Below are 23,082 nucleotides of genomic sequence, written 5' to 3' on the forward strand. Positions count from 1 at the left end.
TCCGGCGCTTCCACCCATGTCGAATACTCAAACATTAACGATTCAGGTTCCCGCTACAACCGCCAATATTGGTCCAGGTTTCGACTGTTTAGGAGCAGCCCTCTCCCTCCATAATCGCTTTCAATTTACGCTCCTTTCCGATCCCTCTGAGTCGCCCCGGATCCAAGCCACGGGACACGGGGTAGATCAATTGCCGACGGATGATCAAAATCTGGTTTATCGAGCGTTTGCTGCAACGTATCAACATCTAGGCCAAACGCCTCCCGCCATCCAAATCGATATCCATTTAGAGATTCCCCAGGCTAGAGGGTTAGGCAGTTCAGCCACGGCGATTATTGCCGGTCTAATCGGAGCAAATGAACTGGCGAACCAGCCTTTAGATCAATCGGAATTATTACAGTTGGCCATTAATCTGGAGGGTCATCCAGATAATGTCGTACCCGCTATGTTGGGAGGCTGCTGTCTGGCTGCCGAGACCAACGACCGATGGCAAATCTGTTCGATCGATTGGTCCCCTGAGGTGGTTCCCATTGTTGCGATTCCCGATTTTGAGCTAAAGACGGATCTCGCTCGCAATGCCTTACCCGACACTTGTGGTTATGGCGATGCGATTTTCAATATGGCCCATCTTGGCTTTTTGCTAAAAGGGCTAGAACAGGCGGATCCAACCCTGCTCAAAACTGCGCTAGAAGACAAGTTGCACCAGCCCTATCGACTCAAGTTAATTCCTGGGTATAGGGATGCCTACCAAGCGGCTCAAGATGCTGGGGCCTATGGTTTGGTGATCAGTGGTGCAGGACCGACATTGCTGGCCCTAGGGAGTCGTGAATCAGCAGATGCGATCGCATCTACCATTCGCAATCAATGGCAAACAGCCAATCGGTCAGTAAAGACTCAGGTACTCAAGATAGATAGACAAGGGGCTATCGCTCAGTTCACCTAAATCATTGCCCTCAGCCTCTACCCTCTACTGACGCCACTAGATACTGCTTAGTTCTTAATGCCGTTGGCAACAACACCTAGGATAGGAATCTGAGCAATTTCCAGCATACGAAGGCTTTCCTTCAAGAGGCTTCTGGGAACGCTGCCTAGATGGGCAACCACCATTAAGCCATCTGTTTGAGGTGCAATAATGGTTGGATCTGCCAGGTTGAGGGGTGGGCAGTCATAGATAACTAAATCAAACTGTTCGGCAAACACACCCATCAGCTTCTGCATCTTTTGAGACGCCAAGATGCGGGTTGGATCCGATGGCAACATCCCTGCTGTCAATATAAAGAGGTTCTCGGTCCCAGGCAGCGGATGAATGGTGGACTGAAGATTACCTTCCGTCGCCATCAGGTCACTCAATCCAGGGCTGTTGGGTAAGTTGAGAACGCGACTAAGGCTGGGAGCCCGCAAATCAGCATCGACCAACAAGACTCGTCTTCCCATGGCCGCTGCGGCCTGAGCTAGGTGCATCGAGGTGGTGGATTTCCCTTCCTGAGGTGAGCAGGATGAAATAACCAGGGAAGAAATAGGTAAGTCAGGATTGAGGAGATGTAGTTGAGAGTAAAGGGATCGGAAGGCCTCTAAGAACGGTGAATAGGAGTACTCCGAAGCTTTCTTGTTATTGGCAAAATTACTCAAGTTAGCCAAAGAGAATTGCTCATTATTGAGCAGTGAAGGCTGTTCTTTTTGCTCAAGTAGCGCCAATCCAACTTCACTCTTTAGGAAGTCACTCTCTGAAGATAAGAAGGGCGTTTCTTCCAGCTGCTTTTGCTGTGGAATGATACCTAGGATTGGACGCTTTAATTCAGCCCGGAGATCCTGTAGGGAGTGAATGGCATCATTGGTTCGATCCAAGAGAATCGCAATACCTACACCAAGTAAAAGACCCAGCATTGTGCCTAGAGCTAAATCACGAGGTAGATTCGCGTTGCTCATGGTTGCAACAGAAGGTTCACCTAGCAACTCCCAAGGCACTTCATTCCGAGCCGCATTGATTAAGAGTTCCTCTCGTTTCTCCAGGAATTTGCGATAAGTATCATTGGCAATCTGAAGTTTCCGCTGTAGATTTTCATACTGGCGGGTGATGGCAGGCAACTGCCCCATCTTCTGTTGTAGAGAGGATTGGGCTCTCAAAATTCCCTGTCGTTTTGCTTCCAGAACTTGAAGCTGTACCGCAGCATCTACAAATTGTTGACTCATCCCCTTCCGCAGGGAGTTTTGATAAGGCAGCGCTGCTGTGTCGGGAATCGTACTAGATAGATTCCGGCCAAGGCTATTGCGGGCTGCCTGGTTGATGAGAGGCAACAGCTTACTACGCTGTTCCCGTAAGTCAACCACTTCCGGGTGATTACTGGTGAGTTCTGCCGACCGAATGGCGAGTTGAGACTCAATTTCCTGCAATTGCGTCCGCAATTTCTGATAGCTGGGAGACTCTGTCAGCACCGTGGCCGCTTCTGCACCGGATGGAGTCAACTTTAGTTGCTGTTGTAGGGTCGTATATAACTGCCGAGTCTCCATAAGCTGAATTTGATTTTCAGCTAGCTGGCCTTGAATTGCACCGGCCTGAGAGGAAACCTGACCACCAAACGTTGCCGGGTCTAGGAGCTGATACTGTTCACGGAACCGTTGCAGTAGCTGTTCAAATTGACGAACTTGACCTTCAGCTTTGGGGAGTTGCTGATCAACAAACTGAATCGCCCTTCTTAAGTTCGTTTGTCGCTCATTGACACTGTAATCGGTGTATTGCTGAGCTACTTCAGCGGCAATCACTTTCGCAGAGTCAGGATCGGCAGCATCAAGGGTCACTGACAATATCTTGGTGGGCGCTTTGTTTTCGGCAACCCGCTCAATCGTTAGGCTCTTAGCCAACTTTTTGTAGGACAAATTAGGATATTGGGGACTCAATTTATCCGCAATGGGTTGAAGAATTTGAGGACTCAGAAGAATTTGGATCTGCGTTGGATAATCAAGAACTGTCTGGGAAGCCTGAGCGTTTCCTAAGTCTTGCGCATTAACTGGGGTATTGTTACCACTAATCGCGGAAACAACTTCACTTTCAGCAGTAACAGGCTCAATCAAGAGTCGAAATTGACCTTGATAGGATGATGGCCGGGTACGGCTCCAGTAAAGGGTTGAAACCGCAACAGCAGCCGTCACTAAAACGACCACCGGGAAGCGCCGACGAATAGCTCCAAACAGCTGGCCAAGATTTAAGCCTCCTTCTTCTTCTACACCGGCTTGAAAAGACTGAGGAAGGAGAGTGAGCGATGGAGTTGGAGTTTCTTTGACGGTCTCCAATCGCTGTAATCTCGTCATTTTTGAGTTAGGGCTAGGTTTCATCGCCTTTTAGGGGGGGTAAGTAAAGAACTTAAACTAATGCCAAACTTTCACATAGCCTGAGTTTCAAGTCAGACTGCAGATACCAAGGAATGAGGGATTAGTAAAATTTCACATATCTCTAGAATAACTTGTTTGTGAAGGGTTGCAATTGACTCAGATCACATGAACTTGGATACAAGAGGCTACTAGGCTGTTTTGAGGGAATGTAATCACATTATCTGTTAGCAATGGGTGCGTAAGCACAAACAATTAAGAAGCATATGGGGCAAAGGGAAAGCTGGATGTGACTTGAATCAACAGGGTTGCTATGAATTTAGTTTTCTTATGATTCAAATAAAATTTGCTGCAATAAGTCTCACGAGACCCTAAGTCGTTTCTAGCGCTAGAATGAGCGGAAAAATACTCTATATATTGATAATATCTCCCTCGTTTTCAATATGGGTGCTGATCGTAAATCGATTGGCTAAAAATTGACCACTATCAGTTTCATTTTCTTAGCAGTAACAAAGTCACAGCTATGTCGGTAGTATTAATTGATACAAAACTAATAATTATGGATGTATTCTTATTGTAGGCCTTTAGCATTACCAGAACGGTAAGATAAAGTCTGATTTAGTATGTATTAAGGGTGGTTTTCACCTGTGATCTCTATATTTTTTATATTAAAAAAATAAGCAGGCAATAATTTTCCTCCTTTAATAAATAAAAATTCTATAAAATAAAAACCTTTTATTTTTTATATTCCTCTAATCCTAAAATCCTGAATAATTATCTTTTTATATACAATCAGCTCATTTACTCATGATCAGCTAAACATATATTTCAGTTGAATTTATCTCACTCCAATAAATATATTTGAATTGTATTTTTATGCAAGTAATTTTACTAATATTTGTTTGGACCAGCTTTTTTATCTGATTAGCACTCAAAGATGAAAGCAAAGATAGAAGATCTCATAAGTACTCCCTAAAGCTTTCCTGCCACCTTCAGAATCACACTCTATGTTCTAGGCGTTTTCTCATGCTATTTTGGCTATATAAAATAGCACTTAGCATTCAGTGCATAATGATGACTCTAAATCATAGAGTCAATTCACCTAATTTATGATTCAACGATAGAGTAGGAAAGCTTTTGGAAATATTGATTTTGTAGGAGTGACAGGTAAAATGGATGGTTCTTTAGCAAGATACTTGCCACTTATTACATAAAAATTAAAATTTTTATACTATCAAAATAATATAATCTTCAAGAGAAAAGGTATTAATAAAATAGGCGAAAATCCCTACTTTTAAAGCACAATTTTAGGTATTGACTAACTCGGTAGAGGCTGATTCTGCTGTGGGAGGTTGCCAAATAGCAGCCTTGATCAAAGCCCAAATCAAAGAAACATTGTAAATCGCCCAGGCAGAGTTCAGAAGATGTAGGCCAGGGTTATCTAAAGTACCCATTGCATACCGAATTAGGCTCCAAGAAATCCCTAATATAGTCAGAACGACAACCGTGAGTTGAGGGATTACAAGACCAACATACATCCCAGATTGGCGTTGTTTAGGAGTGACTTGAAACTTAACAGGCCGCCCCGTAAACACACTCCACACTGCTTTGATAAAGAGTGGAAAGAGTGCGATCGCAAATTGTTCTGCTCGCCATAGTTCCTCCTTCTTAATGCCCCAAGCAGCGGCCATAAAGGTAATCCGGTTGAGAATGAAAGCAGGCACAAAATGGATGGCAAACGCCAGGCCGTAGGTCTGCACGGGTATCGCTTCTGTAAAAAAGTAAATCAGCGGACAGGCAATGAAAATCAGGGTAAAAAATCCAGAAAAGTAACTATACATCGTCTGGAAGTATTGCAGCTGCTGCCAAACGGTGAGCCCTTTTTTGGTGAGAGGATTCTCTTGTAGCAAAACTTGAACGGTCCCCTGAGCCCATCTCAATCGCTGCTTTAAAGTAGAGCTGAGATCATCTGGAGCCAGACCAACCGCTAATACTTCATGATGATACACTGACTTCCACCCTGCAGCATGCAGTCGCATCGCCGTATTCATGTCTTCCGTAATACTGGCACTGGAGACCCCACCCACTAACTCAAACTCCTCTAAGCGTTTTTGATCTGCCATATATTCATCGGCGAAATTTTGCAGCCCTGTCGTGACCAATGCTTCGCGACGTAAAACCGCATTCGTGCCTGTATAAAAGGCTGAACTCATGCCGTCCTTCCCTTGTTGAATCGGGCCATAGAACAGACGCGCTTGATGGCCAAAGGGGTCACCGGGAGGAAGGTTATAAAAGTCTTGTGGGGTTTGAACAAAGGCAATATCGCTGTCTTTGTATGCCCCATCCTGCATACTGTAATCAAAGAAATAGGGCAGGGCTCGCTGGAGAAAATGAGGTTTAGGAATATGGTCAGCATCTAGGGTCAAGATGAGATCGCCGGTTGTTTCTCCGGAAAATAAGGCATAGTTAATGTTGCCTGCTTTAGCATGATGGGGTTTCCCTTTAGGCTTAGGACGAGCAATATAGCGACTGCGCGCTAGGTCAATTAAGTCCTGTTCCTTTTGCTCAATGGTGCATTGTAGGGTCTTGATTTCGGCCTTGAGATAGTCCGTCACCGAGCCATATTGATGATTGAGTAGACGAGTGCTTTGTTGCAGGCTATGGAGATAACCGGCTAACTGCTGAGTTTGATCTTGAATCCCAGTGGACTCTGGTGAAAAGAACTTGATGGCAATTAAACACTGACGTTGATCTAGAGTCGGATTGTAGCTGATAAAGTCAGTGAATTGGCTCATGATGCCAAAGCCTCTCCCTCCTTCAGCCATTAGATCCACATCTTCCAAGGATTTGAAGATTTTGTCAGGGTTGTCTAGACCTGGACCTCGGTCCCAAATCTGCAGAACTAAGACATTGCTGGAAATGTTTAATTCCAAATCAATCGGTGTGGTGGGGGGAAGATCCTTATGGGCATATTTCAAGACATTATCCACACCCTCACCCAATACCGTTTGCAGCTCTAACCAGGGTTTCATGGGAATGTGAGGCTGCTGAAGCTGCCCAAACCAGTCCAAGGCTACTTGGGCATTCTCTCGTTTGGTTTCTAGGGTCAACGTATGAGACTTTAATTTCTCCTCTCCAGCCGCAATTTCTGAGACAAGACTCTGGAGATGCTGCACTTGTGCCTTGAGGTGTAGACGTTGCGAGTTGATCTCATCTGCAGCGGCACGAAGCTGTGGTGTTTGCAAATCCCCAATACATAATTGCTCCGACATTTTCCGCATTTGAGGAGAGTTGCCGTCATCCAGTACATAGACCTTCAACTTTGTCGCAGGATAGTCCATGTTAAGAGCTGCTTTCGCCGTTTCTCGAACCATCTCAACGGGTTCGTTGTAGCAGGTGATAAACACATCAACACTCGGCCATTCAGCCTCTGGCAATGCGGGGCGCATTTGTCTGAGGGGTTTAACATCTCGGACAATGGGCCGCCAGAGACCGATAAAGAACATGACGCCGCCAATATAGCTATAAATTTCCGCGAGTAATAGCGGAAGCGCTAACCACAGGGCATTGAAGTTAACCGAATTGAGGATCCGCCACTGCAAATACCAGCCCCCAAAAATGAGGTTTATGATCACCAGAAACCGAAAGAGTAGGGTCCTATCCTTTAGTCTGATGCGGATATTGCCAGAAAAAGCAGGGGTATTTTCAATAATGGGGACGGCATTAGTCATGAGACTGTGTATCCTTACTGCTTGACTAAAGAGTGATGATGTTGGGTTCTACTAACAATATTTTTGAGAATCACCACAGTACCGTTGCGGTTATGTTGAGTATTGACACTTAGATGCTCTTTCTCACAACATCTCGCAAAATATTTGTCTTGAGATGGTCTTGAATTGGTCACTAGACTATCGACTGCTAAAGGGAGAGTTTCCATTCGTCTGTGGGTTGAAGAAGTTATTTATCATTGTTTTTGGACAAAGCGCTATGGGGAGCCCCCCAATAGGTGCCGGTCGAATCAGTAATGAGCTGCAATTTAGGCTTGGGGGTTGGCGGTAGGCCTGTACCAATTTCTTCGTTGGCTACGGCTTTCCACCAGGGGGAGCTACGGGAGATATCCGCAACGAGTAACGGTTGGCGATCGCGCAAGCGATACAAGATGGACTGCAACACAATACTGTTGGTGGAGCCACTAAAACCAGGATTAGATTGGCCCGATTGCTCATTCACCCCTTCGTAAAAACCCAATACGGGGTTATACAGATCTAATGCTGACTGATACAGCTCTTGAGCATAGTCATTGTCAGGGAAAATTGCATGGTAGGCGAAAGCGGCAGCACTACTGATCACGCGTTGCTCAGACTTTAAGGCTTGGTCAGCGGACGAAGCCGCCCAAGCTTTTTTATCTTTATCCAACAGACTGCTATGGATTACGTAGGGGGCTTTCGTCGTCAGGGTGGTTCCGGCTGCTGTCAACACCCCTTCACGGTTGTACCGCTCTTGTTGAGCTTGCAACATGGGTAGAACTAATTGTCGCATTTGAGGATCTAGGCCCAGTTCTAATCCGTAAACCATAAACGGATTGCTAACGATCTGTTGATCCTTATCAGACTTCTTGCGAGGCCGGTCTCGCTCAATCGGAATTTGGAACCCTTCTAATTCGGCTGTTTTGTAGTTCCCGCCTACTGCCGCTTCTGTTACATCAAAGCCCCAAAGCTGGAAGCCTCGGGCTGCATATTCTTCATAGCCCAAGCGAGAATCTGGTTTGACTCGGATTAAACGACGGCCATTGCTGTCAGCTTCGACAAAGGCACTGTGGATACGACCGTCTCGAACAACCCGTAAGAACGACCAGTCCAATACAATCTCATCAATAATGTCGGTATAGCCTTTATGACACCCCTTGAGATTGTGGAGCGCCAACAAGAAACGGCCCACATCCAAACCGGACCAGCCAATCCCTTCAAGAGAAGGGTTCATGCCGTAATCTACCGCCTCAAGGGTGCGAATATCATAGTTGCGATGGGGCAATTCACCACCATGTAACGGTAACCGTTTTATTGCACCTAAAAATAAGCGAACCCGCTGATCAAATTCTTCGATGGTAATCACATCCAGGGATTCAGCCGCTTGAAGTGCTGCGATATAGTCTCCCATCCCCCAAAGGGTTGCAACTTTCATGTCGCTGCGATCGCTCACCAGTCCCGTACTCGATTCATAATTCGCTTCAAAATATTTCCAGGCTGCTTTGGCATATCGCTTCTCAGCTAGGTGAGGTCGGCGAGTTAAGTCCTGACAGACCGAAGAATCTTTGGGTTTTCGTCCCGACAAGATGGGAGCCACAGCCACCTGAACAGGCTGATTCGGCGGTTCCGGCTGTTCTATTTTGCCGATGGGTTCTGGTGGAGGAGCTGGGGTTGATGCGACAACTGGAGCTGGGGCTATAGCAGGCGCAGGAGTCGGCAAGGATGTCGTCGTTTGACCAGGGGAGAATTGGGGACTAGCACCATCCCCTTCAATAAATTGGCAGCAAACAACTAGGTTCGGATCAATTGCGCTAGGTTGAGATACGCTTTGCTGAGTGGGAGACTGAGCAACAACAGGGCTAGGTGCTGGCGCAGCACTTGGGCCAGGCGTTGGTGCAGGAGCCGGAGCGGGTGCAGGCGCTGGAGCAGGCACTGGAGCGGGTGCAGGTGCAGGAGCGGGTGCAGGTGCGGGTGCAGGTGCAGGCGCTGGAGCGGGTGCAGGTGCAGGTGCGGGAGCAGGTGCAGGCGCTGGAGCGGGTGCAGGTGCGGGTGCAGGCGCTGGAGCGGGTGCAGGTGCAGGAGCGGGTGCAGCAGCCGGAGCGGGTGCAGCAGCTATATTATCTGGAGCTGGATAGCCTTCTGCAACGATTGTATTTTGGGGACTTCCAGTAGACGCATTAACACCATTCCCACCGATCAACGGTCGATATCCCCTGGCCTTGTAATAGAGGATTTCCATGATCAGTCCGTTGGTATTTCCGGTCAGTGCTTGATTCGGCTGATTGGTCTCTTCATACAATCCTGCATAAAAGCCACCACCATCCGGGCTCATCAACCCCTTCGCGACTTCAAATAATTTATCCGCATAGGGTTCATCGGGAAAGATATATCGCCAGCCAAACGCAGCTTTGGTACTAATACTGCGTTTATCGGGATGAAGCTCATTTTTTTCGGTAATCGTAGCCCAAGCCACGCCATTGGAAAAAACAGTGTTGTAAAGGAAGTAAGGCGGGCCATCAATATTGTCTTCTGTTACAGCTGTAAGCTGTCCAGTTGCTTGATATCGACGTTTTTGAACTTCTAGAACCCGAGCGGCATAGTCTCGCATTTGGTCGCCCAGGAAACCAAATTCAATCCCATCCAAAATATAAGATTCACTCACCACATAGTTATTGGCATTTGTTTCTTGATAGGCCCGAGTATCTACAGGAATCTGCACCCCATAGATTTCGACCATTTGGAAGGGTTCAAAGGATAGTGCTTTGGGGACAGAGAACCCCCATAACTCATACCCTCGGGCTGCATATTCTTCATACCCTAGACGGCCTTCTTGTACAGGTAGGGTTTGGCCATCTTCCAGTACCGTTGCCCCAAACATATTGCCATCTTCAATGGAACGTTCAATCGCCCAGCGATCGACAATAGCCTGTAACCAGTCGGCATACTGGGGATGGCAGGTACGGAGAACATGGAAAGCTGCCAGAATTCGACCAATATCGAGAGCCGACCAGCCAATCCCCCGCTCAATGGGATTGTTGCCGTAATCCACCATGTCACCATTGGCAGCGTTATAAACCTTATTTGGCAGGCTATCTTCGAATAATTTCAACCCAGCCAAAGAAGTTAGAAACTTATTCAGCTTTTGATCTAATTCCTCTTGCGGGATCAGGTTCATCCACCGGGCTGCATTCAGAGCCATCAGGTAGTTGCCCATATCCCATAAGGTTCCGGAGGGATAGCCTCCTGATGAGTTGGTAAACCCAGTTGCTTCTTGATAGTTATTGACAAAATATTGCCAAGCAGTGCGAGCGTAGGTTTCTTCTTCCGGCGTTAAAGGATTGGTAATGCCCCCACAGGAATTATCGCCAGGTGGTGGGGGGGGAGCCGCAATAGGTGCTGGAGATGGAGCTGGGGTAGCCGCAGGTGTGGGAGCCGGAGCTGGGGCCGGGGCTGGAGCCGGAGCTGGGGCCGGGGCTGGAGCTGGGGCTGGGGTTTGGGCCGATGCAGGTGCAGGAAACTCTTCCATGACCACGGTCGTTTCAGGGGTTCCAGTCGAAGCACTAACGCCATCCCCCCCAATCAGTGGCCGATTGCCTCTGGCCTTGTAATAGAGGATTTCCATAATCAGCCCGTTTGTGTTTCCGGTTAAGGATTTATTGGGCTGTTGGGTCTCTTCATACATGCCAGCAAAAAAACCGCCACCGTCCGGACTCATTAATCCCTTGGCAACCTCAAAAAGTTGTTGAGCGTAGGGATCATCTGGAAAAATATAGCGCCAACCAAATGCTGCCTTTGTGCTGATACTGCGTTTATCAGGGTGGAGTTCGTTCTTTTCCGTGATGGTGGCCCAGGCGACACCATTAGAGAAAACAGTGTTGTAGAGGAAGTAGGGCGGACCATCAATGTTATCCTCAGTCACTGCTGTCAATTGGCCTGTGGCCTGATAGCGTCGCTTCTGAACTTCAAAGACCCGGGCTGCATAGTCCCGCATTTGGTCGCCTAAAAAACCAAATTCAATGCCGTCTAAGATGTAGGACTCACTGACAACATAGTTATTCGCATTGGTGTCTTGATAATTACGCGTATCGACAGGAATTTGCACCCCATAGATCTCGACCATTTTGTAAGGTTCAAAGGACAATGCCTTCGGAACCTGAAAATTCCAAAGTTCGTATCCTCTGGATGCATACTCTTCATATCCGAGGCGACCTTCCTGTACTGGCAAGGTTTGACCATCTTCAAGGACTGTAGCCCCATACATATAGCCATCTTGAACAGAACGATCAACCGCCCAGCGGTCGATGATAGCTTTTAACCAATCTGCATATTGCGGGTGACAGGTACGTAAGACATGGAATGCAGCTAGAATACGGCCTATATCTAGGGCAGACCAGCCAATCCCCCGCTCAATAGGGTTGTTGCCATAGTCCACCATGGCTCCATCGGCAGCGTTATAGACCTTATTCGGTAAGCTATCTTCAAAAAGCGTTAATCCAGCCAGGGAAGATAGAAATTTGTTCAGTTTTTGGTCAAACTCTTCTTGTGGAATCAGGTTCATCCATCGGGCTGCGTTGAGGGCCATCAGGTAGTTGCCCATATCCCACAGGGTGCCTGAAGGGTACCCCCCGGTAGAGTTGGTAAAGCCTGTCGCTTCTTGATAGTTATTCAGAAAGTATTGCCAAGCAGTGCGGGCGTAAGTTTCCTCCTCTGGTGTCAGAGGATTTGTAATCGCACCACATTCATTGGCTTCTTGGGCATAGGCAGCCTTCTCTGTAGTAAAAGGTAGCCACAGAGGAGGAGAAAAAATGCCTAATGCCAACCAGGCAACTAGTCTAACTATTGGCAGAGGACGACGTCGCTTCATCAGATAGGATGGCCCCAATCAAAAAATGTAAAAGAAACACAAACCCTGTTGTAGTCGAGCAGGGAAATAGGGCTAAATCCGATTAAGTTCCCAGCTCAGAAACACCAGCCCAAACGGCTAAAGGTTTGCCAACCTTTTTGAATAATAAGCACTCTAAGATAATGCCATTATTATTAGCTGTCAATACGGCATTTGGCTCATCTAAGGTCTCATAAAAACCACTGTACCAGCCTTTTTTTGAACCAACTTTTTCTTGCACAAAAGAAAACAGCTTTTTGGTGTAATCCGTGTTGTAAAGAACATGCCAACCAATTGCCGCTTTCGTACTAACAAAGCGAAGATGATTGTAGTTTTCTCCGGTATCACTAATGGTTGCCCAGGGCTTACCGTTTACATACAAGGTGTTGTAAACAAAATACGGTTCCCGATCTAAATTATCTTCCGTGATAGCGGTCAATTGCTTCGTCGCTTTATAACGGGCTTCCTGAGCGGCTAACATCCGATCTGCATAGGCCTTAGGTAGGGCTTTAAAGCCTGTCTCAATGCCATCCAAGAAGAACGGCTCACTTAATACGTAATTATTCGCTTCCGAATTTTCGCGATCGCGCACATCAAATGGAATGCTATGGCCATAGAGTTCAACAAAGGCTGACTTGTTGTCATAATCTAACGCCTTATCAACATTGAGCCCCCAGAGCTTCAAGCCATAGGCTGCATAATCTTCGTACCCTAAGCGTCCTTCCTGGTTGTATTGCTCTTGCCCATCTTTGATGCTGGTGCCATACATCTGGCCATCTTTCGTCAACCGTTTGACATCCCAGGCTTCCCACACTGCCGTGGTTTGGGGCTCAAACTCGGGATATTTGGCAGCAATGATTTTTAGCCAGAGGGCAATTCGCCCTAGATCAATCGCCGACCAGCCAATTTCTTCCCGCTTGTCGAGAGAACCATAATTCACCGGCATCAGGTTTTGGGAATTGTAGACCTTATTGGGAAGCTCTCCCTTATACAATTCCAGTTTGGCAAGAGTGGTCAACATCTTGCTCATGGTTGCTTTGAATTCCTTTTCTGAAATCAGGTCCAATTCTTTGGCACTGACCACAGCCGCCATTGCTGCACTTTGATCCCAAAGGGTCACCGATTGAAATTGATCAACCGAATTAGCCAAACCTGTGTCTGGATTAATATTGGTCTCAAAATAGCTCCAAGCCTTCTTGGCGACCTTTAGCTCAGCAGGGGATAGTTTACCGACATGTGCTGGGATATAAGGTGTGGTTGTTTTTGCAATTTCTTGTTTGCTCACCCGATCACCTGGAAATTTAATTGAGCGGGAATCAGGCTTTTCATTCTTGGCCTTGGGTTTCGCCTTGGTGGTGTCAGAGGTCTTTGAACTAGGAGCGGTAGCAGTGGTCGTAGGGCCAGACTCTTGAGTCGATTCCTTTTGGGAAAGATTGCCCGATAACATTTCTAAACCTGCGATCGCAGCGACGGCTGTCACTACCCCCCCTAAGTAGGTGAGAAAAGCAAGTTTTTTAGGTGGCATTTCGAAATTAGAATTCATGACTGCTCCCACTTGGAATAATGACTGAAATAGTCAGTGATTAGACAATATTGATTGGTAACTAGGACAACTGACTAGAGAAAGTTTTCTTAATTCTTGAAAATCAGAAAAAAATATCAATAATAATCGATTAAAATGAACTTTCTTTCGTTAAAAGAGGCTTGTCTGCTCTAGAATTCCCAACTTTACAATAGGTTTAACACTCTTAAAAAATTAAAAATCGATTCTCAACTGCCCAGAAAAGATATGGCTATTACTGGCCCCAGACCCACTTGAAATGATGTTGGTGAGAACATAACCAAAATCAAGCTCTACATTATCGGCCAAAGATGCTGTACATTTCGCTTGTAGTCCTCGACCAGTACTTTTTCCCCCATTCACGACTTGGTTACCAATAGAGGCAGCAAATTGGCAGGTTAAAGGGTCAAAAATTTTGCCTTTCCAACCCACTTCAGCGTTGTAGAGTAAAAAACTGAGGGGCGAAAAATAGCCACTCTCTGATTCTAGATCTTCCGCAAAGTTCCAGGTGAATACGTTCGCAGCGACAGAAAAAGGTCCGATTTTTCGTTCTAATCGACTAAAAGACTGGATTTCTTGGTTGCCATCATTGAAAAATCCAGCTTGGAGCAGCCCAAAGAAGGTGGTTTTGCTATCAATTTGCCAAAATACACTTGGACGAATTCGCCAATAGCTAATTTCATTCTCTAAAGTCGTGGTGTTGAATTTATAAGGACCATGCTCGACTTCTCCAGAAACCAAGACTTGTCCAAAAAGGGACGTTTTTGCTCCCACCTTAAAAGTAGGCTGAGGATCTAAACGGTTGAAGACTTCAGCACCCGCCGCCACATTGATGGAAACATCTCCAACTTCAGTCTCCCATCCTAAAATCAGCGGAATATTCTTGACGGGTTCTTGCCCTTCCTGGCTATAGGTGTTTACCCCTGTTGTAAAGGTGACAACATCTCCATTCCGAACCCGAAAAGTCACTATTTCTTCGATTTTTAGGTTTTCTTTGCCAAACTCATCGAAATCTAGCTTGAAATCAGTCGTCGAACTCTCTAAGACAATAAAAGACACCTGTGGATCATCAGCGGCTCCAATCGGGGTTAATTCAGTAGGGAACCGATCTAGAGGTGCTTTTTGAGGCGGCTGAAGGGGGAGGTCTGGAGGTACCGTAGGAGATTGAGCAGTCGTTTGTGCAGGAACCTTAGGTGTATCTTGCACCAGCACAGGCTGAGAAGTAGGTGAAATATTTTGCTGTGGTGGGGGCGAGGGAACGGATCGGAAACGAGGAGTAGATGAAGGGGAGGGACTATTCCGAGAAGATTCTGGAACAGTTGGTTGGGACCTTTGTTGTAGCGTTGGGGGCGGACCTGATGGACGGACAGCAGGGCTAGAATGAGGTGCTGGATGAGTAGGCATTGCCGCACCCCCTGTCGCAGAATCCTTGGGAAGAGTAGAAGAGGGTATATTTCGAGGAACGGGACCTGAAGGACGGACCGTTGGACTATGGGCAGGAGCACTATCAATGGGAGTTGCCGCACCTCCTTCAAAAGAATCGGGGAGGGAAGGGCGTGTTGGGATATCTATTGGTCGAGGAGCTGGACCTGATGGTCGGGCCGCCGGACTATGGGCTGGTGTTGCTGCACCGCCTTGAAAATCATCGGGTGAGGAGCGAGGAGGAATATTAGTTGACCGAAGAGCTGGACCTGAAGGACGGGCTGCTGGACTATTGGTAGGAGGTCTAGGGGTTGCCGCACCTCCGTGAAAATTATCTGATGAGGGCAGTGGTGAGGCTATTGGCTGAGGATCTGGACCTGAAGGACGGGCCGCTGGACTAATAATTAGTAAGGGTGAATTAGGTGGAACTGGGGATGGAGAATATGGCTGAGAATTCTCCACTAGCGGAACTCCATCCGCCTCTGCTGGAATATTCACATCAGTTGGAAATGAAGCTCCGCCTTGGGGGCCTGCTGCAGATGGGCTGGTCGGGGTAATGGTTGGCGAGGAGGGGAAAGGTTGGGGAGAAGCCTGGGGACGTGCAGGCTTTTTCTGAGAACGGTCAGGTTGATCAATAGGCTGGAGCAAACCGGGATTCAACTCATAGGGGCCTGCCACTAACATCGGCTGTTGAATCACAGGCGAGGATAACTCCTGAGCCTCTGGCGTATTGAGGTCAGTTTGACAGCCTAAGCATAGCGTTGCCAACACGGAAAGCATGAGAGATTAACTACCACAGAACAGGTCATAAGGGGAATTCAGCTAAAAAACCGACATTTTCTGAGAAAAATCAATCTGCCCCAGCTTAGAGTGCCCTGTAAGTTGTGGACTAACGCATCATTTTTCTGTCTGTTTAGAGGAAATAGGTCGCCATCCAGGTAATACACTTTGCCGTTGACGCGCCACGACTAGGGCATCATCACCGACATTCTTAGTAATTGTGGAGCCTGCCGCCACGGTAACATTTGCCCCTAAGGTGATCGGAGCCACTAAGACGCTGTTTGCACCTGTTTTGGTGCGATCGCCAATCAGAGTTGGATGTTTATTCACCCCGTCATAATTGGCAGTAATGGTTCCTGCACCAATATTGACCTGGGTTCCTAAAGTGGCATCCCCTAGATAAGACAGATGGGCAACGTTGGTGCGATCGCCAATGGTCGTTTTTTTCATTTCAACGAAATTACCGACCCGGCATTTCTCACCAATCTGTACATTCCCTCGCAGATGCGTATAAGGCCCTATCCGGGAGTTGTCGCCCACTCGGCTGTCCGAGATAACAGAATAAAGAACCTGTACATTAGCGCCAATATGGCTGTTCTCAATCAAACTCCCAGGACCGATACGGCTACCGGTATCAATTTTGGTATCGCCCCGTAGGTGGGTTTGGGGTTCGATAATGACGTCGGTCGCCAATTTAACGGTTTCATCGATGGTAATGCTGTCTGGATCCACAATTGTCACGCCAGCAGCAAGCCAATCATCCTTAATCCGATCTTGCAAAATCGTGTAGGCGGTGGCTAATTGTTTGCGATCGTTAATTCCTAGAATTTCTTGATAATCATCGACATCCAGAACCATAACTGGATCTAGATAGTTAACTGCATCGGTCAGATAATATTCTTTTTGATCATTTTCAGCTTTCAGGTTTGGTAACACTTCGGCTAAAGCCGACCAGCGAAAACAATAGACCCCTGCATTGATGCGTTGATTTTGACGTTGGGCGGGGGTACAGTCTCGATCTTCAATAATTTCTTGCAAATGCATTTGAGCATCGCAAAAGACCCGACCATAACCTTTGGGATTGGGCAATTGGGCTGTCAAAATGGTCGCTGCATTCTGATGCTCTTGATGGGTTGCCAACATCTTTTGCAACGTCCCAGGTCGGAGTAAGGGGACATCGCCGTTGAGGACGAGTAAGTCTCCTGTAAAGCCTTCCATCACAGGCAGCACTTGCTGGACGGCGTGGCCTGTGCCTAATTGCTCCGCTTGTTCCACAAATTCTAAGTGCGGCCAGCCTTGCATTTCTGTCCGCACTTGATCAGCGGAATAGCCCACAATCACAATCTGACGGGATGGAGAAAGGTTTTGGGTGCTGCTTAATACGCGCTCAACCAGGCTCTTACCCCCTAACTGATGTAGGACCTTGGGCAGGTTTGACCTCATACGTGTGCCTTTACCCGCTGCCAAAATTGCTACCGCGATCATGTCCTTGTCCTAGGGAGTCAACACTCACGGAGTATATCGTGCTTCTTCGCCAATAGAGACAACAGATTGTTGCTAAAGATAGGACGTGGGTTGCGACAAGGTTGGTTGCCCCGGACAACCTTCCCGAAAGCATCTAATTTGAGTCTCCATCCTTGGAATTGTGAACATAGAAAAATCAGGGTTTGAAATAGCGGATTGCTCAATGTATATTCTGACGGATTCTGGTCAGAAGGATTTGAGATTAGAAATGTTCAAGTTTTATTCTAAAAATAATTTTCTCGACGGCCTCTGGATATGGGCTATTGATGTTAGAGATCTATAATCGTCATCCATTATGGGAGGTGATATCCTGGCACTCTTGCTGGTGGATGAGGACGATATCTTTTACACACAACGCAAAATTCTACTCCCTACCAATCGGGCAATTGAGGCCTCTATTTCCTAGCATTTTTATGGCTATATCCTCAGACTGAATCTTGCAAATCATGGACACAAAGGCTAACTCTTCAGCACTGGCCAGATGAATATCACTGGCTTAGAGAAGACATGTATTTTTACCTATCATGTCTACTATGTCTTGCAGGTTACAACTTGTGGTATGGGAGAAAATAACCGCTTCAAAAATCATTCTCCAAATTTTCACAAATCTGAGCTTATATAAGGCTAGCAGAACTCAAAGACTAAGGAATCAAGAGTAAAAAAAAGGAAATCTGTAAATCTGCGAAATTATTATTAATAATCTGAGGCGTTGTTAGATTCTGATTATTTTCCAGAATTACATAGTAAACAACTTTAAGCTGTGCTGATTTTCTTAATCCTTTGTTGCTCAAAATCCAAAAAAATATGGCAGTATTAATACATTCAGGTGATATTTATAGAGAGACTTATTGATTTATGCCTAGGAAAAATAAGCAGACTAAGCCTTTAACAGGTGAGGCGTTAATTACGAAGGTCAAACAACTGAGTGATTTGACTCGTGAGGAGAAAGCGAAAGCCTGTGGATATATTTCCAATGAGTCAGATGGCTCAGAACGAGTGAAAGTGATGGCCTTCCTCAATGCTTTATTGGATGCAGAAGGCATTAATTTAGATCGGCATTCTGCTGATGGAGATGGCCGAGGTGGGCGCAAAGCCAGTTATAAGGTCAGTGTGCAGTCCAACGGTAATATTTTAGTTGGACGGACTTATACGAAAGCTTTGGAATTAGAGCCTGGGGATGAATTCGAAATTACCGTGGGTCGTAAGCATATTCATTTGAACAAGGTTGCTTAGTTGATATAACTGGCCCCTTAAATGCACTTATAGGCTCTGGTGTAGTGGGGAGGCCAACGACTTATCGACATTCTGTTAAGTTTCGCTTACATTCAATACCTACAAATCAACGGGTGGCTGGTCTTTAGATGCCATCCGTTTTTTTATGGGCGGGCTTATTCTTTGATTTCGCAAAGAATTAGTAATCCATTTCATTTTAGATAGATGGGGCTATTCATACTTGAAGGAAGTTCGCTGACAACTTCAAACACTGCATGAGCTGGTGACAGCAAGCAACCTAAAGCCAATGAAAAATCGAGGGCCATTACTCCGTTATCATCCCCGTTGCCAGATGTATCAGATTTGCGATCGCACCCCCATCATCCTCGTAAAAATCAAAACAAATGTACTATAATCCTCCAATCTATATCCCCCTAACCATAACCTCCCCACTGCTACCGCAGTCATTCACGCATCAATAGAGAACCCCATATGTCTCGCCTGCTCATTGTCGAATCCCCCGGAAAAATCAAGAAGCTGAGATCGATTCTCGGATCAGGCTGGCAAGTGCGGGCCTCCATCGGCCATATCAGACAGCTCGCTAACACAGGCACGGGCAACTTAGGGTTTGAGGCGAAAAACGGTCAGATCACCTGTAGCTATGAACCCAGAGACGACCGAGCCAAAAAGACCATCGCCGATCTTAAAACCGCTGCCAAACAGGCCGACGAGATTTTTATTGCCAGTGACCCAGACCGGGAAGGAGAAGTGATTGGGTGGCATATTGCCCAGGTACTTGGGATTAAAAAACCGAAGCGGGTGGTCTATCAAGAAATTACGGAACGAGCCGTTCGGCAAGCCATTGCCCATCCCAAGTCCTTAGATATGGATTTGGTAGAAGCGGGTCGCTGTCGAGATTGCCTAGACAAGCTCGTGGGCTATCGGGGGTCGCCGTTAGTCTGGCGCTTAAATAATGGTGCAAAGTCCGTCGGTAGAGTCCAGTCCGCAACCCTGCACTTGATTTGTCAGCGTGAACGCGAGATTCAAGTGTTTGTGCCCCAAGACTATTGGTCGGTATTTGTGGAATATGCCGAAGGGTTCAAAGCGTTTTATCACGGCAGCATGACCGGGAGCGAGTCAGACGAAACCACCATTGAGGATGCGGGGTCAGAGGCTAAAACGGAAGAATCTACCCGAGTCACCTCCCAGGCGGCAGCCGATGCCTTAGTTGAAATCGCCCAAACCCATCCCCACCAGATCCTCTCCATCGAAGGAAAGATCACTCCCAAAAAGCCCCCCGCTCCCTTTACCACCTCAGCTCTCCAACAAGCCGCTGGCTCGCGCCTTAAGTTCAGCCCAGAGCAAACGATGCAGGTGGCCCAAAAGCTCTATGAAGCGGGTCTGATCACCTACATGCGCACGGATTCAGTGATCTTATCCCCGGACTACTGTGCTGCCGCTAAAAAATGGCTAGAGCAAAATGATGTGGATAATGTTCCCAAAAAAGTCGCCAAGCAGAAAGGGGGTAAGCAGACCCAGGAAGGCCATGAGGCCATCCGCCCAACGGATATTTTCAAACCCTCCGCTGAGCTGAAGCAAACCCTACCGGAAGATCAGTTCAAGCTATACGTGTTGATTTGGACTCGGGCCTTAGCCTCCCAGTGCAAACCCGCTCAGATCCGTAAAACCATTGTCATTAGCCAGTCTGGGGAGGTTCAGTGGAAGGCCAAGGGCAATCTCGTTGAGTTCAAGGGTTACTCGAAATACTGGAAAGACATTAAAGCCGATACGGAACTGCCCACCCTACAGCCCCAACAGTCTCTCACCCTGGTCCAGGCCGATTCCCAGCAGAAGCAAACCCAACCCCCCGCCCGCTACAGTGAACCGAAGCTGGTCCAACTGATGGAGAAAAAGGGAATTGGTCGACCATCGACTTATGCCCCCACGATCAAGACTATCAAGGCTCGGGGCTATGTCGATCTGATCAAAGGCAAACTCCAGCCCACCCAGATCGGCATGGAGGTGGATCAGTTTATGGGTGGCGCTTTACCGGAACTATTGGAGGCTGAGTTTACGGCCCAGATGGAGAGTTCACTGGATGCGATCGCACAAGGGCATCAGGAATGGCAAAACTATCTAATTGACTGGAACCGCAGCTATTTTGCTCCAGCCTTGGCGAAGGCCTTGAAAGAGTTACCTGAACCGACTAGCAACTACGGAGACAAAGTCTTACAAAAATCTAGAACCAAATGCCCAGGTTGCAGTCACCCCATGTCCAAGGTGCCTAGCAAAAAGGTGAAGAAGAAGTATTTCCTCAAATGCGAAAACGGCTGCACGGCGGATGATGGTCGAGGTCTAGTGATGTTCTGGTCTGATCGAGGTAAGAATTGGCAAGTCCCCCAGGCAAAATCAGATCAACCTGCGCCGCCAGCAGAACTCACGGATTATCCCTGCCCGGCTTGCCAGCAGAAAATGGAGATTTACTCATACCACAAGGATGAGCAGACCAAGCAGATGCTCCGATGCTCAGACCCCAAAGCTAGATCCGATAAGAAACATAAGAATGCGGTCTATTTTCAAAGTAAAGGACGGTGGTGGAGTCCTAAATATGGGGAATTGGAATAAAGACGAAGAAATCCCCTGCAAAAAGCACAGGGGAAGTAAGGCTTTTGTAACTTTAGTACTTCCTCTTATAATGCCCACTGGGAAGCGGGTTTCAAGCTTGGTTCTGCCTGAGACTGAAGCGAATTTCCCTTATCCAGAAGTGGCGTTATCACTCTCCCTGTTGAGAGGCAGACAAAACATCCATTGGCTAGCATCCCCCCGTTACGGAACATTGCTCCTAATGGGTGACAGACAGGTACTCATAACATCACCAACTGGGGAAGTTTAGAGGCTGTCCAGAACAAGTTAAAGGGATAATCACGCTATTCAGCGAAAATCTTGTTAAACAAGTTGGTGACCTTGCTAAACGTTTGTGCCCTTCTGCGACGTCCCTCTGCTAGCCTCGCATCCAGATCATCAGTAGGCTCTACCTCCTCGGACCTTAGCAATTGATTCACTGTATTTTCAGTGGGGGGAATCGTTGGCAATAAATCTTGCGTTCTGACAGACTCAGATTTGGGGTTGGAAGCCTGTACAGGCTTATCTACTTGAAGCTCTGATGACGCGGCAGGGTTAGACAGTTCCATCTTGAATATCTCGATTCTTATATAGTTCTTGTGGGCAGGCTTGCTTGTGGGCAGGCGCTGGTCAACCTTTAGCAATCACGCCAGCATGTAACCTCTTAGGTCCTCAGTGTTCCCCTCTGCAAAGGCTAGAGAAACATTACGACTCCTTTGAGACCTGATCGAAACCGAAGTACAGTAGTGAATTCTTAGGCAAGTGTGGACTATCGGGCAATGCTAAACCTTGCGCAACTTCCTGGGCTGCTGGTCGGATTTCGTGTTCTGATCGCACCTTTATTACTCGTAGATGCAGTGGACCATCAAACGAGCATTTGGTTTTTAGTAGGATATGGGCTGGCCATTCTGTCCGATATTTTCGATGGCATCATTGCTCGCCGCTTAGGAGTGAGTACGCCCCAACTTCGTCAAGCAGACAGTTGGGCGGATATTTGGTTGTTTTCTTGCTTAGCGCTTAGTACCTGGTGGGTCCATCCTGACGTTTTGCAAAACTTACGCGTCCCTTTACTGGTTGCGGTTGTCGCTCAATTTAGCCTGTTTGGGATCAGCTTGATCAAGTTTCGTAAGTTTCCGAGTTTTCATACCTATACGGCTAAAGCCTGGGGAATTGCACTACTGGTGGCTACGCTCTCGTTGTTTGGCTGGGGGGATTCCAGGGCATTGTGGGTTGCGATCGCAGCCTGTCTCGTCAATAGTCTAGAAGAGATAGTGATGACCCTCGTTTTAGCCGAGTGGCACTGTGATGTCCTGAGCCTCTTTCATGCCCTTAAATTACGTCAATCTGAATTAGTGGAGTTAGGTGAAGAAAGCTAACGGCTCTGTTTTGCTCAGCTTCCGGTTGCAGCAAGACCTAGATATAGTTCCGACTGATTAACTAATCCAAAACCTAAACCGAATATGTCTGGACTCAACCTTACCTAAAAATGTTGAGAAGTCATGAAGATCTTGAATCACATGTGCTAACAATTCATCACTATTCTGTACTCGTGAATGGGCGAATACATCAGGATTCTCCTTCAAGTACTGGATTAGCTCATGCATCGTTTTAATGGCAATGCCAGCATCAACAGCACTAAACCAGTCAGCCTGCCCTTCCAGTTCATGTAATTTAGCTCGCAAACACCGTCGATCATTCTCAAGTTCAGCCCTATCTAATTCATATGCAGGGGGTAGTTCACCCAATGCATCAGCAATGTCCAGTTCATCGAGGGCTTCTAACGCATCTTTATAAACGTCAAGGTCTTCTATAACAAAATGACTTAACTGTGTTAATCCCTTATCTCTGGCTATTTTCTCCAATCTTTCCCATACTTTGGTGATGGCAAGAGCCTCACTTGGAGAATTCTCCGGTAAGGATTGCATCCATCTCTCGCACTCAAGAGCAATACCAAAGGCAGCAGTTGACACTCTTTCAGCCCTATCAAGTCTGGGCATCTACACTTGAAC

General features: G+C 47.0%; 12 protein-coding genes. 4 read left to right on the forward strand and 8 right to left on the reverse strand.

The features are described 5' to 3' along the window. Positions 1 to 16 precede the first annotated feature (16 nt). On the forward strand, positions 17 to 943 hold the full coding sequence (gene thrB, locus ON05_RS07145) for a homoserine kinase (protein WP_010470835.1): 927 nt from the start codon (positions 17 to 19) through the stop codon (positions 941 to 943). 47 nt (positions 944 to 990) lie between these two features. On the opposite strand, the gene ON05_RS07150 is transcribed toward thrB, so the two are convergent. The 6 genes from ON05_RS07150 to glmU form a co-directional block, all read right to left on the reverse strand. Then, on the reverse strand, positions 991 to 3,330 hold the full coding sequence (locus tag ON05_RS07150; RefSeq protein WP_029315058.1) for a tyrosine-protein kinase domain-containing protein: 2,340 nt from the start codon (positions 3,328 to 3,330) through the stop codon (positions 991 to 993). A 1,301-nt stretch (positions 3,331 to 4,631) separates the two neighbouring features. Beyond that, a complete protein-coding gene (locus ON05_RS07155) occupies positions 4,632 to 7,055 on the reverse strand; it encodes a glycosyltransferase (RefSeq protein WP_010470840.1) in 2,424 nt (807 codons plus the stop codon). A gap of 226 nt (positions 7,056 to 7,281) precedes the next feature. Further along, positions 7,282 to 11,934, reverse strand: coding sequence for a DUF3131 domain-containing protein (locus tag ON05_RS07160; RefSeq protein WP_010470843.1), 4,653 nt, complete (start codon positions 11,932 to 11,934; stop codon positions 7,282 to 7,284). An 82-nt stretch (positions 11,935 to 12,016) separates the two neighbouring features. Next, entirely contained in the window at positions 12,017 to 13,495 is a 1,479-nt protein-coding gene (locus ON05_RS07165; RefSeq protein WP_029315059.1) for a DUF3131 domain-containing protein, read from the reverse strand. A gap of 213 nt (positions 13,496 to 13,708) precedes the next feature. Further along, positions 13,709 to 15,715, reverse strand: coding sequence for a hypothetical protein (locus tag ON05_RS07170; protein ID WP_010470845.1), 2,007 nt, complete (start codon positions 15,713 to 15,715; stop codon positions 13,709 to 13,711). Positions 15,716 to 15,832: 117 nt separating this feature from the next. Then, on the reverse strand, positions 15,833 to 17,200 hold the full coding sequence (gene glmU / locus ON05_RS07175) for a bifunctional UDP-N-acetylglucosamine diphosphorylase/glucosamine-1-phosphate N-acetyltransferase GlmU (protein ID WP_010470846.1): 1,368 nt from the start codon (positions 17,198 to 17,200) through the stop codon (positions 15,833 to 15,835). A gap of 894 nt (positions 17,201 to 18,094) precedes the next feature. On the opposite strand from glmU, the gene ON05_RS07180 reads away from it, so the two are divergent. Next, a complete protein-coding gene (locus ON05_RS07180) occupies positions 18,095 to 18,472 on the forward strand; it encodes an AbrB family transcriptional regulator (protein WP_010470848.1) in 378 nt (125 codons plus the stop codon). Positions 18,473 to 18,943: 471 nt separating this feature from the next. Next, positions 18,944 to 21,076 (forward strand): type I DNA topoisomerase, encoded by a 2,133-nt coding sequence (gene topA / locus ON05_RS07185; RefSeq protein ID WP_010470849.1) that lies wholly within the window; start codon positions 18,944 to 18,946, stop codon positions 21,074 to 21,076. A gap of 302 nt (positions 21,077 to 21,378) precedes the next feature. Here the strand turns inward: topA and ON05_RS07190 are convergent, their stop codons facing one another. Next, a complete protein-coding gene (locus ON05_RS07190) occupies positions 21,379 to 21,642 on the reverse strand; it encodes a hypothetical protein (RefSeq protein ID WP_139025637.1) in 264 nt (87 codons plus the stop codon). A 210-nt stretch (positions 21,643 to 21,852) separates the two neighbouring features. On the opposite strand from ON05_RS07190, the gene ON05_RS07195 reads away from it, so the two are divergent. Next, a complete protein-coding gene (locus ON05_RS07195; protein ID WP_010470852.1) occupies positions 21,853 to 22,449 on the forward strand; it encodes a CDP-alcohol phosphatidyltransferase family protein in 597 nt (198 codons plus the stop codon). 57 nt (positions 22,450 to 22,506) lie between these two features. Here the strand turns inward: ON05_RS07195 and ON05_RS07200 are convergent, their stop codons facing one another. Continuing rightward, a complete protein-coding gene (locus ON05_RS07200; protein ID WP_010470853.1) occupies positions 22,507 to 23,043 on the reverse strand; it encodes a hypothetical protein in 537 nt (178 codons plus the stop codon). Positions 23,044 to 23,082 lie beyond the last annotated feature (39 nt).

This window comes from Acaryochloris sp. CCMEE 5410 (genome assembly GCF_000238775.2).
Classification (GTDB): Bacteria; Cyanobacteriota; Cyanobacteriia; order Thermosynechococcales; family Thermosynechococcaceae; genus Acaryochloris.